The sequence below is a fragment of the Phyllobacterium sophorae genome, assembly GCF_003010965.1.
GTDB classification, from domain to species: Bacteria; Pseudomonadota; Alphaproteobacteria; order Rhizobiales; family Rhizobiaceae; genus Phyllobacterium; species Phyllobacterium sophorae.
Genome location: NZ_PGGM01000004.1, coordinates 271,774 through 285,182, shown reverse-complemented (window position 1 = coordinate 285,182; position 13,409 = coordinate 271,774). Strand labels below are relative to the sequence as shown.

The window sequence follows — 13,409 nt, the reverse complement described above, 5'->3', positions numbered from 1 at the left end:
CGTGCCGGTTGAGAATCTTGCGCCAGATTCGCCGAATCCCGGGCGGTTCTTGGGTGCCTTTCTGTGTAATTCGATGAACTTTCCCAAAACGCATTCGTGCTTTCGCTTTTTTCTTCGCAACAGGATTGTCGCACTGCCGCGATGGTTAGTGCGAAATCGCGGGATCGTAATTTGCTGGATGCAACCAAGGCGAGTTTCCCGGTGTAGAAACTGCTCAAAAAAGAATCTTCAGCATTATTTGGTAGAATATTAGGCAATTTGCGACTTATGGCTAATTGACCTGAACTCTCACAGTTGCGCATAGGGCTCTCTTTTCGAATTTGAGAGCACCAATGATTTTCAGACTTTTGTTGCTAGTGGCCCTTTTGGGGCTCTCCGCCTGTAATGGCGCGGACACAAACTCTCCACAGACTGACGCCGACACATCGGACAGCACATTCGCCTTGGCCACGGCAAGGGACGATCTGGCCACGGTCAATGCCACGATTGCGGAGTCAGAACGGAAGCGGGCGCAGCTGGAGGCCGAACGGGTGGCCGCGCAAAAGGCGCTGGACGATCTGAAGGCGGCACACGCAAAGGAAATCGCCGCGGTTAAAACGGCGCTGGAAGATCTTGCTGTCGAGCTCGAGTCCAAGACCGAGGCATTGCAAACGGCGCGGCAGGAATTCGACGACCTGACCCGGGAAGACCCGGCCAATCCCGGCGCGCTCAAGCAGGCGCGGGATGCGCTCGCCATCCTCAATGGAGATGAAAACACGCCTGGCTCGATCAAGGAGGCGGTGAAGAAGCGTAACGACGTACAAGCTGAGCTTGCCACTCTTATGGCAGAGGAAAACACGCCAGGCTTGATCGCCGCGGCGAAGGCCAAACTTGAAAAAGCTCAGGCCGATCTCGACGATCTGACCCGGGAAGACCCGGATAATCCTGGCGCGCTCAAGAGGGCGCGGGATGCGCTCGCCATCCTCGATGGGGATGAGTTCATACCCGGTTCAATCAAGGCGGCACAGGTCAAACTCAAAAAAGCCCGGGACGAGCTTGCCATTCTCAACGGGGATGCTGACACGCCCGGTTTGATTGCAGCGGCGCAGAAAAGACTGGACGATCTAATCCGCACCGACAAGGACAACCCGGGCGAGATCGCCAAGGCGCAGAAACTGCTCGCAGATATCAATGCGAAACTCGCCGCGCTCGGCAAGGCAGCGAAACTGATGGCGGACGGCAAGCCGCAAGAGGCCGCCAAGGGGCTCAAGGATGCGGGATTCACCCAGGAAGCCATTGACGTGCTGAAGGGGGCGGGCTTCTTCAATGAAGCCGCGGATATGCTTAAAGCAGTTGGCAGGGCGCAAGAGGCATTGAAAATGCTGACGGATGCCGGCCTCTTCAAGGAAGCTGCCGCAATGCTCAAGGCAGACGGAAAGATTCCGGAAGGGGCCGGGCTGGACGCAGATGCATACGCATTGTTCGCCCCGGAAGAATACAGGTTTATCGCAAACGACAATCCCGATCCTTCATCACCGCAGGTGAACGGGAGACCATCGGTCATGCGGCACAGTATAACCGTCCACAAGGGTGCCAGCGACGAAAAGACACTCTGGTATACGGCGTCGGCCGGGCACCTCATTGCCTATGGACCGAAGGATATTACCGGCACAAAAAAACTCGAAGCGGCGATGTTCTATGTGTCCTATACGCGCGATGATCTGCCAAGAGACAAGCGTCCTGTGACATTCTTTGTTAATGGCGGTCCGGGAGCGGCCACCATCTATTTGCACATGGCGGCGTACGGGCCAAAACGGGTCAAGATCGACGCACCCAATTTGCCCATGCAAGCGAAAGATTTCAATTTTCCGGTCATCGACAATGACGAAACCTTGCTGGATCAAAGTGACCTTGTTTTCGTCGATATGGTCGGCACCGGGTATTCAACCGCGATCCAGCCGCTCAAGGACGAGGATTTCTTCGATGTCACCAGGGATGCCGAGATATTTCGTGATTTTGTGACCAGTTATTCCAACAAAAACAACCGGCAAAGCTCGCCCAAATATGTCTATGGCGAATCCTATGGAGGTGCACGCGTCGCAAAGGCTTCGGCGCTTCTGGAGCAAGCGGGAACAAGCAACTTCGATGCGGACCCATCGGGCAAGCCGCCGATCATATTATCCGGGATCATTCTCAATTCACCGCTTTTGTCGGGTGATAGCTGTTCGCGGTTTGGAGCCGTATTTACCACGCTGCCCTTGTGCACTTTGGGTTTCCCGACCCAGGCCTTGGTTACGGACTATTTTCAGGCCACATATTCCAAAGAGCCCGACGAGCGCTGGAGCAAAACGAAGGGCTTCGATACGCTCACGGACGACGGCCTTGATAGATATGTCGACTACATCCGGAATTTTCATGCCAATACATATATCCCCATGTTCAAGAAGCTGTTTCCGCTGTTCGCTGAAACGGTTGACGGCAAGAAAGTACTCAAGGAAATACAGGGGATATTGGCAATTCCGGATTTGAGATGGTCTAGTGTGAGCTTGGCAATATCGAGACTATTTTTGCCAAAAAAAGATAGCAAATACGGCGTTTTTGATGCACGCATGATCGCTACTGATTACGATCCTGACTATTTTGATAGCGAGGTGCTCGGTAACGCCCTCAAGGATCATCTGCCAAATTCTGTCAATTATGTTCCTCGCACAAGCCCGGACTATGCCGTCGTGTGCAACCGATGCAAATGGGACTATGAGATGAGCCAATTGGGCGGTGTTACCGATCTGGCCGCGGTGTTGAAAACCGATCCGAAACTGAAAATACTGGCGCTGCTTGGCTATTACGACAATGCGGTGTGGTTCTACCAAGTGGAATCACAGTTGAAGATCGCCAAACTGGACACAGACAAACGCGTTACGGTCAAGAGATTCGCCAGCGGACATATGACTTATTATACAGAAGCCGCCCGAGGTCCCCTGAAAAAAGCACTCGATGAATTTTATGCACCAGCCACGGGGGTGGCGGCGACGCAGTGACCACCAGGGCTATACGCGTATCCCGGGTCATGAGTGGGACGAGTTCAGATTTGGTTACGGCGCTTTTTGCGCGGGCCAGGAGAAATCGTTGACGCGGCCCGGCTGACTGTCCGGGGCGACGCCGTCGATGACGAGACGATCACGGGCCGATTTTTCAACGGCGGGTTCAGGTCGCGGCGCGGCCCCGAGGAGATCGGTACCACCATCAAGTTCAGGATCGCTGAGGCTGATCGGCGCCAGCCGGTCGACCTTCACGGGAGCTTGCGGCGTTCCGGGCAGGGCCTGCACCGGGGCACCCGGTTTGATTGCAGCAACATCCGGTGAAGTTGCATTACCGAGCATCTGGCGCAGCGGCTTTTCGACATAGAAGGCGAGCTTGCGTTTGCCTGCGATGGTCAGGCCGATCCCGTCATTGTTGCGCAGGCGTGCGGTCTGCCCCGAAATGTCAAATCCGGACAATGTGAAATTGCCGCTCTGATCGACAAAGCCATCCCAAACATCGACAAACGTGCCATCGGCTTTCTCCGCCGCATTGCGATAGAGTTCATTGAAGGCAAGCACGTCATTGGTGATGCTTTTCGACTTGAAAGCTGGTTGACCCACCCAAACCACCGGATGACCGGTCTTCTTGACCGCTTCCAGGAACGCGTTGATGCGCAGTTGATATTCCTTCGTCCATTCGTCGGTCAGCAGCGTCTGGCCGCTGGCGAATTGCTGGCGATCATTGGCCCCGACCATGATGACGACAACGGCTGGTTTTTCCGCCTCGATCATGCCACCGATCGTTGCAGGCCAGTCGCGGTGATCGTTGCGTACAAAGCCAGAGGACCCATCTGCCCTGTCGACGACACGCACACCCGGTGAATCGATGAATGCGGCGTCCAGGCCTTCCGCCAGGTTGCCTGCCATGAAATCGCCGACAATGAGGACAGTCTTGGCATCGGGCAGTTTTGCCGGAATGGCTGGTTGTGGCGCGGTTGCGGAGGGGCCCTCTCTTGGCGAGGTGCGTAGGGGGGCAGGCGCACGGGGGCGGGCTCGCTTTGCCGGGCGGCTCCTGGGAGGACGTGCCCTCCTCCTGCCATCGTCAATGAGCCTGTCCGTCGGCTCCCGATAGATCTCGCGCGGCCCGAACAGCATATCGAGGATCGTTCGTGCAGAGGCAGATTCGACGAAGACAAGGGTGCCTGCGAGACCAAGAGCCAAGGACAGGAGCAGGGGTGAGAAAGGCGAGGAGTGTCTGCCCATATATTCCGCGCGATAGAATCGATTGCAATCCATGCGTTTGTCCTGTGACCCCGATTTGCACCGACAACAGCGGAAGCATATCTCTCCCCTTGTGGGGGAGAAAGGATTTTCTTGGATTTAGCCTCTTTACCAAATCCTTGGAAAATCCAAGCGAGGGGATTTGCAAATCATCAATATCCCCTCTCTTGCGATTTCCAGCACTTAGCAAAGGCCAAGATGCTGAAAATCGCTTTCTCTCCCGCAAGGGAGAGATAATCGGCATCAGCCGTGGACTATTTCTTCCGGATGACGGTCAGCACTTCCTTGCTTGGATGACCATCGGGATCCAGTCCCATCTGCTTCTGGAAAGCCTGAATGGCATCCCTCGAGCCCGTGCCGATTTTCCCGTCAACCTTGCCGTCATAATAGCCGAGTTCGCGCAAATGATGCTGCAATTCTTCGCGCTCCTTCATGGTAATCGGCGTGAAGGGGCGATTCCAGTCCTGGCGAAGGCCAGTGGAACCGGCAATCTGATCGGCCAGAAGACCAACGCCAAGAGCGTATTTATCGGCATTGTTGTAGTTCTTCAGCACAAAGAAATTACGTGTCATCAGGAAAGTCGGGCCGTTGCGGCCATCCGGCACCTTCAATGTCGCTTTTTCGCTGCCATGCGGGAACGCTTTGCCGTTGGCCCGGACGACGCCAAGGCTTTGCCATTCGGCAATGGTACGCGAACCGCCTGGAAATTTGCGACCGGCCGGCAGAACGACTTCATAGCCCCATGTGCGGCCGGACTGCCAGCCGTTCTTGCGCAGCAGATTGGCTGCGGTGGCGAGCGCGTCGGGCACTGAATTCCAGATATCGCGCTTGCCATTGCCATCCATATCGACGGCATAGGCCAGATAGCTTGTCGGAATGAACTGGGTGTGGCCAAGGGCGCCAGCCCAGGAGCCGGTCAGATGGCTGCGGTCGATATCGCCGGTCTGAAGGATCTTCATTGCAGCGATCAGCTGGGTGCGGGCATATTTCGCCCGGCGTTGATCGGCATAGGCGAGGGTGGCGAGCGAGCGCACAGCGTCGCGCATGACATCGTCACGCTTCATGATCTCGCCGAAATTGGTTTCCATCGACCAGATGGCGAGCAGGATATTGCGATCGACGCCGTAGGACTTTTCGATGGCACTGAGCCAGCGGCTGTATTTGCGCGCCATTTCCCGGCCCGTGGCAATCGATTGCTCGTTGACGCGGTTGTCGAGGTAACCCCAGACAGGCTCCGTAAATTCCGGCTGGAACTGGGCTTTCTGCAGGACTTCCGGATCGATCTCGGTCACGCCGGCAAAAGCCCGGTTATAGGTGGCCGCAGAAATGCCGCTCTTCATTGCTGTACCGCGGAACTCCGCGATCCAGTTCTGGAACTTTGCATCGGCAGCGGCATTGTTGATGGCGCCGGTCAATCCGATGCCCGCGACCGCAGCAACCATCAACATGCGCCTGGCGAAAGCCGATGAACAACTCACCATTGTGTTTTCTCCTCGAGCTGTGTTTCCACAATTTTGGGTCAAACGATAAATTACACACCTCAAAGTTAGGAATTGGTTTACCATGCGTCGTCAAACGAGATTCATTTGGCCACATTAACAGTGGCAAAGAATGTTTATTTTACAGTCGCATGCATTTTGGGTCTTTGAAACGAAATTGTCTAGCGCACGGCCCCAGGTCCTGAACCTAAGTTTCGAACCAATTTTGTAGAGGATTGTACGGAAATTTGAAGTGTTATTGTGCGCTTGTGCATCCAATAGAGCCTATGCCACAGTAATAAACAACAATAATTGCATGCAACACCATGAGGTAATGATGACGACGAGCAAGAAAATCCGTAAGGCCGTCTTTCCAGTTGCGGGTTTTGGCACCCGCGTTCTTCCCGCCACCAAGTCCATTCCGAAGGAAATGCTGACCGTCGTCGACAAGCCGGTCATCCAATATGTGGTGGACGAGGCGCGCGAAGCCGGTATCGAGCATTTCATTTTCGTGACCGGCCGCAACAAGGCGGTCATCGAGGATTATTTCGACGCTCAGTACGAGCTCTATGCCACGCTCGCCGAACGCGGCAAGACCGGCCTCCTTGACGAGTTGCAAAGCATTCAGCCCGGTCCGGGAACGACCAGCTTTACCCGCCAGCAGGTGCCAATGGGTCTCGGCCATGCGGTGTGGTGCGCGCGCGACATAGTCGGCGACGAACCCTTTGCGCTGCTGTTGCCGGACATGATCATGCAGCCTGAAGGCAATGGCTGTCTTGCCGACATGGTCGAGCTCTACAACCAGTCGGGGGGGAATGTGATCGCAGTACAGGAATGCGATCCGGCCGAGACGCACAAATACGGTATCGTCGGTCAGGGCAAGCCTATCGGCAAGGGATTCGAGCTGACCGAAATGGTGGAAAAGCCGGCCAAGGGCACGGCTCCGTCCAATCTCTACATCAATGGCCGCTATATCCTGCAGCCGGAGATTTTTGACATTCTCGAGCATCAGGAACGCGGTGCCGGCAACGAAATCCAGCTTACCGACGCGATGCTGAAGCTGACCAAAGAGCAGGATTTCTTCGGTTATCACTTCAAGGGCCGCACCTATGATACGGGCTCCAAGGAGGGCTTTGTCGAAGCCAATGTGGCCTTTGCCCTTTGGCGCAATGACATCCGCAATGGGGTCATCGACAATATCGGCAATATGCTGAAGACGATCCAGCCCAAGCAGGGGTGAAGTCACACCATCGTTAGCTCCCCCGTCGAGGGGGAGATAAACGATGCCCCCGAGGTCAACGCTGTAGTGTCACACCCATGAAGATGCTGGTTTCTTCGGTCTGGCGGCTTTCTACTTCGCTGTGGGTGAATTCGTGGCGGGCGCTGACGTCGAGACCGACAAAACGGTTGAACCAGTAGGTGGCGCCGATCTCCGCACCGAACCCCTTGTCCCAGCCTGAGCCGTCCGTATTGTCGCGCAGCGACCCGATCAATGTTGCGCTGACATCAAGGTTCGACCGGACCTGACGCTTTATACCGAGTGTACCTTCATAGAATACCGAGCCGCTGTCGTCAGGGGCAGTCGCTCCTTCGACGCGTGTCAGCAGGCCGAGACTGACATCGGTGCCCCGTTGCGGCGACCATGTGATCGCGCCATCGACACTCATGCCATCGACGGCTGCAAGCCTTGGGTCGTCGATGTCCTGGCGCAGATAACCAATCGCGAGCTCGCCCTTGAGTTTCTCGGCGATGTCGAGTTCGACACCGCCCCGCAGTCCGATGCGCGGTCCCGAACGGCGGAAGCCGTTGGCATCGAGAGATTCGTCGTACATCAACTTGCCCAGTTCCACTTCGACAAACGGCTTTATGGCCGGAGACATTTCAAAACCGCCGCGCAGTGCAATGCTGGCAAAGGTATTGTCGCGGTCTTCCTGGCTGACGACACTGCCATCGGAGAATTCCGCATTGCCATAGGTCGTGTGGTCGACATTACCTCTTACATCGGCAAAAAACTTGCCGAACTCGTGGCGGACACCAAAGGTTGCGTCCAGTTCCTGCACGAGAGGGCGATTCGAGGTTCCCACGATGGTCGTTGGTGCGCTCGGATCTTCCTGGCGGATGCGATAACCTGCCTCGCCCTTCACGGTTGTGCGTTCGCCGAGATCGAGCTGGAAGCCGCCGCGCAAACCGGCATTGGGAGCAGAATATTCTTCTCCAGAGATCGATTTGTCATAGGTGCCATCGAAATCCAGAAAGGCGGAATGACGCGACCAGTCGGTTGTGGCGCGCGCGCGCAAGCGTGTTTCGGAAAGCACAGCACTGCTGCCGTCCGAGCTGCCATCGGCATTGGTCGTGGCGCGAAGGCCGGTGCTGATCGACGGGCGCAGCGTTATTGTTCCTGCCCTGATGCCGAGCGGGGCAAAGGGTTCAGGGTCGGGACGTATCGTGCGGCGCTCGATCGCCGGTTCGGGGAGATTGTCCCGCGCGGTGCGCTCGGCGGGGGGATTGGCTTCCCTGTTCTGTTCGATTGCTCCAGTGGCAAGCGAATCAGTCTGTTCGCCGCCGCTTGCCGTTGCGGTGATATTGGCACGTGTCTCACCCGGCCGGGCAGGGGCGGTACGCGCGGCGGGTCTTTCCGCTGGAACGGGAACACTTTCACCGGGCGCAGCAGCCGAATCCGGATTAAGACCACCGCTATTGTCCACGGGTCCGGGCGGGGGCGAGCCAGTGCCGCCGGGTACGCCGAACAATCCGAGATTTCCGCTGTCGTCATCCGGCGGCAATGCGCCGGGACTGACCGGTTCGTACGGCCTGGAGGGGATGCCGTTATCCGCCTGCGGCGCTGACGGATTTGCAGGATTGCCGGGCTGGCCCGGATTGGATGCGCCGGCATTGTTCTGCGTCTGGAGTATATTTTCCTGCACGGCGCCACGCAGAGGGGGGGCGTCCTGGGCCCGGGCCCCGAATGCAAACACGGTACTGCTGAGCAACGCCGTCGTCAGACAGACATTGATCGCAGTCCGGAAGCTGCCGCGGTGCGGTGCTTCGAAACGTGGTTGCCAAAGATGCATCAACAGGTTTGCCGCCGGTCTCCAAGAGGCTGCTCGATAACTCTTCGAACGGGCCTTTATCGTTTATGGAGCGTAAACGGCCATGGTTAATGACTGGCTAACCGCCGCCTGCTGCGACGTCGTTGCCTGCTTTCCGTTGAACAAAAAATGGACAGATGACGAGCAAAGCGCTAACGGTTGCGGCCATGCAGGCTATAAATGACACCGAACTGGACAAGACCGCGGCGGTTGATTCCGCCAAGCGGACGATTTCAACCGAGAAAGACGGGCTGGCGGCGCTGAGCAGCGCGCTCGAGGGCCCGTTGGCCGAAGCTTTCTGCAATGCGATCGAGAAGATTGCCGCCGTGCGCGGACGCATCATCGTAACGGGCGTCGGCAAGAGCGGTCATATCGGTTCGAAAATAGCCGCGACGTTTGCCTCGACCGGCACGCCGGCCTTCTTCGTGCATCCCTCCGAAGCCAATCATGGCGACCTCGGCATGATCGCCGCAGATGACGCGATCCTTGCCATATCCTGGTCGGGCGATACGGCGGAGCTCAAGGGTATCGTCAGCTATTCGCGCCGCTTCCGCATACCGCTGATCGCGGTGACGGCAGGCGAAAATTCGGCGCTGGCAACGGCTGCCGACGTGGTACTGCTGATGCCGCGTGTAACGGAAGCCTGTCCGCATGGCCTGGCACCGACGACCTCGACGCTGATACAGCTGGCGGTGGGCGATGCGATCGCCGTGGCGCTGCTCGAGGCACGCGGGTTCACGGCAGGCGATTTCAAGACATTCCACCCAGGCGGGTCGCTCGGCGCCAGCCTGACGCATGTGCGCGAGATCATGCACCGCGGCGACAGGATCCCGCTGGTGCCTTTAGGCACGCCGATTCCCGAGGCGATGAAGGTTTTGTCGGAGAAGCGTTTCGGTTGCATTGCGGTGCAGAATGACGACGAAACGCTGGCAGGAATCATCACGGACGGCGATCTTTCGCGCAACCTTCACCGCAATCTGGTGACGATGAGGGTGGAGGAGATCATGACGCGCAGTCCGAAGACGGTGCCGCCGACAATGCTTGCCAGTGCGGCGCTGGCGTTGCTCAACGAGCACAATATCGGCGCGCTGATCGTGACCGAAAACAACTTCCCGATCGGGATCGTGCATTTCCATGATCTGCTGCGGATAGGCGCCGCCTGAGACGTTGCGAATTCAACCTGACGGATATCTGATGCAGCTTCCTGTGCTCATGGACCTAATGTCCACTGCGCTCCGGTTCTCGAAAAACCACACCAGCTGCCTCAAAAGGATGAATTCAAAATTCGTCTCAGCAACCTTTTGTGTCAGAAGCCTTGGGCAGGCCTGCTTGTTTCAGAACGGCGTTGGCAGTGTGGCGTTTCTCGATATTTGAGGGAACGACGAAGAACCGATTTGTGATCGGACTGTTCCAATATTCGTGGCTGCCTTTAGCCTGACGCACAAATTTGCATCCGGACTTGGTGAGTAGATCAGCAAGTTCCCGATAAAGACTTGCACCCACGTATCAAAGTGCTTTTGCTATCGAATTGCCTGATTCAATATAAAACCGGAGATGAAGTTTGTGTGGATCGCTCACCCAGCCATTCAGAACGGCAATCTCCGGCGCGATCTCCCAAACCCTTTCAAGCAACTCACTATAGCTTGGCGCTTCTGTTGCTATGGGCAAATCATCGTTGACGGCGATCCAGGCACCATCTTCCTCAAAAACAGATACGACAAAGCTTGGCGTTTTGTTCTTCATTTTCAAATCATATCACAGGCGCGACAGGCACCGCAAACCGATGACCCTAAACCGGTTCCACCACCAGTGTGCCATGATCGATGCCGGTGATGCGCACCGGCGTGCCGGCAGCGAGGTCCGGCCCGGTCACGCGCCACAGGCTGTCGCCGATGCGGGCGCGGCCGCGACCGTTGACCGTTGCCTCTTCCAGCGTCACCACCTGACCGATCAGCTGTTCGCCGCGCATGTTGAGCAGCGGCTCGTCGGACATGACGTCCGTCGCGCCGATCAGCCGGCGGCCGATGAAGACGGAAATGACGGAGAGGATCAGGAACAGGATGACCTGCAGCTGCCAGCCCAGGCCGAGCGCTTCGCCAAACAGGATCGCTACCGCGCCGACGACCAGCGCGGCGATGCCGAACCAGAGGAGGAAGATGCCGGGTGCGGCGACCTCGAATATCATCAGGACCAGGCCGAGAACGACCCAGTTCCAGGGGCCGAGTTCAGCGAAGAGACGTTCCAGCATAGGTGTCACTCCCCCGCTTGCGGATTATGAATTCGAGCCGCTACCGGTGCCGGGAACCGTGCGGCCACGCGCGGGCGGGGTTGCGGGAGCGGGCGGGGTTGCGGATGCACTGTCGCCGAATACTTCGCGAGCAATCGCGCCGATACCGCCAAGCGAGCCGATGAGCGAAGAGGCCTCCATCGGCATCAGGATGACCTTCTGGTTGGGGCTCGTTGCGAACTTGCCGAAGGCTTCGGTGTATTTCTGCGCCACGAAATAGTTGAGCGCCTGCACGTTGCCGGCGGTGATGGCGGCAGAGACCAGTTCCGTGGCCTTGGCCTCGGCTTGGGCCAGGCGCTCGCGCCCCTCGGCTTCACGATACGACGCCTCGCGCTTGCCCTCTGCTTCGAGGATCTGCGCCTGTTTCAACCCTTCGGCGCGCAGAATCTGCGCCGCCCTCGTACCTTCGGCTTCGAGCACCACCGCGCGTTTATCGCGTTCCGCCTTCATCTGGCGGCCCATGCTGTCGAGCAGGTCCTGCGGCGGGTTGATGTCCTTGATCTCGACGCGGGTCATCTTGATGCCCCAGGAATGCGCAGCCTCGTCAACGACGCGCAACAGGCGGTCATTGATCGTATCGCGGTTCGACAGAAGTTCGTCGAGGACCATGGAGCCCATGACGGTACGAATATTTGTCATGGTCAGGTTGAGGATGGCGTTTTGCAATCCGCTGACCTGATAGGCCGCCTGCGGCGCATTGAGGATCTGGTAGAAGGCAATGCCGTCCACAGCGATGTTGGCGTTATCCTTGGTGATGACTTCCTGGGTCGGAACGTTCAGTACCTGTTCCATCATGTTCAGCTTGGCACCGATCCGGTCGAAAAAGGGCACGATGAGGTTGAGTCCCGGTGCGAGGGTGCGGGTATATTTGCCGAAGCGTTCGATCGTGTAGTTGTAGCCCTGGGGGACCGTCTTGACGCCCGCAAACAGAACCACCAGTACCAGAATGACGAGAACTGGAATGGTAAAGTCGAAACCGCTGAACGGCATGGTGGTCTCCCCTGGCCGACACCGCTTGAGCGGCGTCACATATGATCATCGCCCCTTGGATGGGCGAGGGCAAGATAGACGATAGTTATGATTCTAGCGAGCCCGGGGAGAGCTCAAATCCAGCCTTGCAATTCACGCCGGACCAGCTCCTCGATGACCTTCATGCCCTCGCTGGAATCATTGAGGCAGGGGACGTGGGTGAAGTTGACGCCGCCATTGTGCCGGAAGATTTCCGCGCCTTCGCCTGCAATTTCCTCCAGCGTTTCAAGGCAGTCGGAAACAAAACCCGGATTGAAGACGGCAACTGACTTCACGCCATCCCTCGCAAGTTTCTCGAGCGTCTTGTCCGTATAGGGCTGCATCCATTCTTCCGGGCCGAAGCGGGACTGGAAACAGGTAATCAGCTTGTCTTCGCTCCAGCCAAGGCGTTCGCGCAGGAGACGCGTGGTCTTCCAGCAATGGCAGGGATAGGGGTCGCCGCGTTTGAAATAGCTCTGCGGAATGCCGTGATAGGAGGCGATGAGGACTTCAGGCTCGAAATCAAGCGTCGCGTAATGTTTTTCGATAGAGGCGGCGAGGGCATCAATATAGACAGCTTCGTCCTGATAGGACGGAACCGTGCGTGTTGCAGGCATGTAGCGCATCTTGATCAGCGCCTCGAAGAACTTGTCGTTGACCGTCGCAGTCGTCGTTGCCGAATATTGCGGGTAGAGCGGAAACATCAGGATGCGCTTGCAACCGGCATTGTCGAGGCGCTCCAGCGCTTGCTCGATCGACGGCTGGCCATAGCGCATACCCCAATCGACGATGATTTCAGGATGGGAAGCGAGGGCAGCACCAAGCTTTTCGCCCTGCGAACGGGTGTAGGTACGCAGGGGGGACTCGTTGCGTTCGCGGTTCCAGATCTTCGCATAGAGCGCGCCGGACTTCTTCGGGCGGGCGTTGAGGACGATGCCGTAGAGCACCGGGAGCCAGATTGCGCGCGGCCATTCGATCACGCGCTTGTCGGACAGGAATTCCTTCAGGTAGCGCCGCATCGACGCCTTGTCGGTGCCGTCCGGAGTGCCGAGATTGACGAGAAGGACACCGACCTTCGAGGTTTCGATGCGTGGATGGTCTTCGGGTTTTATTACCACCGCCAGATCCCCGCCAGAAATTGCCATGTCCATTACTCCACTTCTGCGCGTGGAACCTAGTGGGGGCGGGTATTATTGCAAGAGTGCGAATGGCCGCATGTTTTGGGCAATCATGTTTGAAGCAGTGTGGCGTTCTCACCCCCTGTCCC

At 57.4% G+C, this 13,409-nt stretch carries 11 protein-coding genes; 3 read left to right on the top strand and 8 right to left on the bottom strand.

Annotated elements, in window-relative coordinates; all coding sequences use genetic code 11:
* Positions 1-332 precede the first annotated feature (332 nt).
* Positions 333-3,017, top strand: a complete 2,685-nt coding sequence (locus tag CU103_RS12170) for a S10 family serine carboxypeptidase-like protein (protein WP_106664182.1) — start codon at positions 333-335, stop codon at positions 3,015-3,017.
* Positions 3,018-3,071: 54 nt separating this feature from the next.
* On the opposite strand, the gene CU103_RS12165 is transcribed toward CU103_RS12170, so the two are convergent.
* Both CU103_RS12165 and CU103_RS12160 read right to left on the bottom strand, forming a co-directional pair.
* Positions 3,072-4,262 carry an SGNH/GDSL hydrolase family protein gene (locus CU103_RS12165; protein WP_106664288.1) on the bottom strand — a complete coding sequence of 397 codons (1,191 nt, stop codon included), beginning with the start codon at positions 4,260-4,262 and terminating at the stop codon, positions 3,072-3,074.
* A 272-nt stretch (positions 4,263-4,534) separates the two neighbouring features.
* On the bottom strand, positions 4,535-5,722 hold the full coding sequence (locus CU103_RS12160; protein WP_483428617.1) for a lytic murein transglycosylase: 1,188 nt from the start codon (positions 5,720-5,722) through the stop codon (positions 4,535-4,537).
* A 373-nt stretch (positions 5,723-6,095) separates the two neighbouring features.
* Between CU103_RS12160 and galU the strand changes: the two genes are divergently transcribed.
* Complete coding sequence (gene galU / locus CU103_RS12155) at positions 6,096-6,998, top strand: UTP--glucose-1-phosphate uridylyltransferase GalU (RefSeq protein ID WP_106664180.1); 903 nt, start codon at positions 6,096-6,098, stop codon at positions 6,996-6,998.
* A 55-nt stretch (positions 6,999-7,053) separates the two neighbouring features.
* Here the strand turns inward: galU and CU103_RS12150 are convergent, their stop codons facing one another.
* Positions 7,054-8,829, bottom strand: coding sequence for an outer membrane beta-barrel protein (locus CU103_RS12150; RefSeq protein WP_106664179.1), 1,776 nt, complete (start codon positions 8,827-8,829; stop codon positions 7,054-7,056).
* A 185-nt stretch (positions 8,830-9,014) separates the two neighbouring features.
* Here CU103_RS12150 and CU103_RS12145 point away from each other — a divergent pair, with 185 nt between their 5' ends.
* The gene (locus CU103_RS12145) at positions 9,015-10,010 is read left to right on the top strand and encodes a KpsF/GutQ family sugar-phosphate isomerase (protein WP_106664287.1); all 996 of its coding nucleotides are present in this window, start codon (positions 9,015-9,017) and stop codon (positions 10,008-10,010) included.
* A gap of 127 nt (positions 10,011-10,137) precedes the next feature.
* Here the strand turns inward: CU103_RS12145 and CU103_RS12140 are convergent, their stop codons facing one another.
* From CU103_RS12140 to hemH, 5 genes are all read right to left on the bottom strand, one after another.
* On the bottom strand, positions 10,138-10,350 hold the full coding sequence (locus CU103_RS12140) for a type II toxin-antitoxin system HicA family toxin (protein WP_106664178.1): 213 nt from the start codon (positions 10,348-10,350) through the stop codon (positions 10,138-10,140).
* 3 nt (positions 10,351-10,353) lie between these two features.
* Positions 10,354-10,590 (bottom strand): DUF1902 domain-containing protein, encoded by a 237-nt coding sequence (locus CU103_RS12135; RefSeq protein ID WP_106664177.1) that lies wholly within the window; start codon positions 10,588-10,590, stop codon positions 10,354-10,356.
* Positions 10,591-10,636: 46 nt separating this feature from the next.
* Entirely contained in the window at positions 10,637-11,095 is a 459-nt protein-coding gene (locus tag CU103_RS12130; protein WP_106664176.1) for an NfeD family protein, read from the bottom strand.
* Between the two features lie 24 nt (positions 11,096-11,119).
* On the bottom strand, positions 11,120-12,124 hold the full coding sequence (locus CU103_RS12125) for an SPFH domain-containing protein (RefSeq protein WP_106664175.1): 1,005 nt from the start codon (positions 12,122-12,124) through the stop codon (positions 11,120-11,122).
* A 113-nt stretch (positions 12,125-12,237) separates the two neighbouring features.
* Positions 12,238-13,287: a ferrochelatase gene (gene hemH / locus CU103_RS12120; RefSeq protein WP_106664286.1), complete on the bottom strand. Its 1,050-nt coding sequence runs from the start codon at positions 13,285-13,287 to the stop codon at positions 12,238-12,240.
* Positions 13,288-13,409 lie beyond the last annotated feature (122 nt).

Coding starts and splice junctions, on each gene's coding strand:
- CU103_RS12170 (WP_106664182.1), top strand. CDS start 333: ATGATTTTCAGACTTTTGTTGCTAGTGGCCCTTTTGGGGCTCTCCGCC.
- CU103_RS12165 (WP_106664288.1), bottom strand. CDS start 4,262: ATGGGCAGACACTCCTCGCCTTTCTCACCCCTGCTCCTGTCCTTGGCT.
- CU103_RS12160 (WP_483428617.1), bottom strand. CDS start 5,722: ATGGTTGCTGCGGTCGCGGGCATCGGATTGACCGGCGCCATCAACAAT.
- galU (WP_106664180.1), top strand. CDS start 6,096: ATGACGACGAGCAAGAAAATCCGTAAGGCCGTCTTTCCAGTTGCGGGT.
- CU103_RS12150 (WP_106664179.1), bottom strand. CDS start 8,829: ATGCATCTTTGGCAACCACGTTTCGAAGCACCGCACCGCGGCAGCTTC.
- CU103_RS12145 (WP_106664287.1), top strand. CDS start 9,015: ATGCAGGCTATAAATGACACCGAACTGGACAAGACCGCGGCGGTTGAT.
- CU103_RS12135 (WP_106664177.1), bottom strand. CDS start 10,590: ATGAAGAACAAAACGCCAAGCTTTGTCGTATCTGTTTTTGAGGAAGAT.
- CU103_RS12130 (WP_106664176.1), bottom strand. CDS start 11,095: ATGCTGGAACGTCTCTTCGCTGAACTCGGCCCCTGGAACTGGGTCGTT.
- CU103_RS12125 (WP_106664175.1), bottom strand. CDS start 12,124: ATGCCGTTCAGCGGTTTCGACTTTACCATTCCAGTTCTCGTCATTCTG.
- hemH (WP_106664286.1), bottom strand. CDS start 13,287: ATGGCAATTTCTGGCGGGGATCTGGCGGTGGTAATAAAACCCGAAGAC.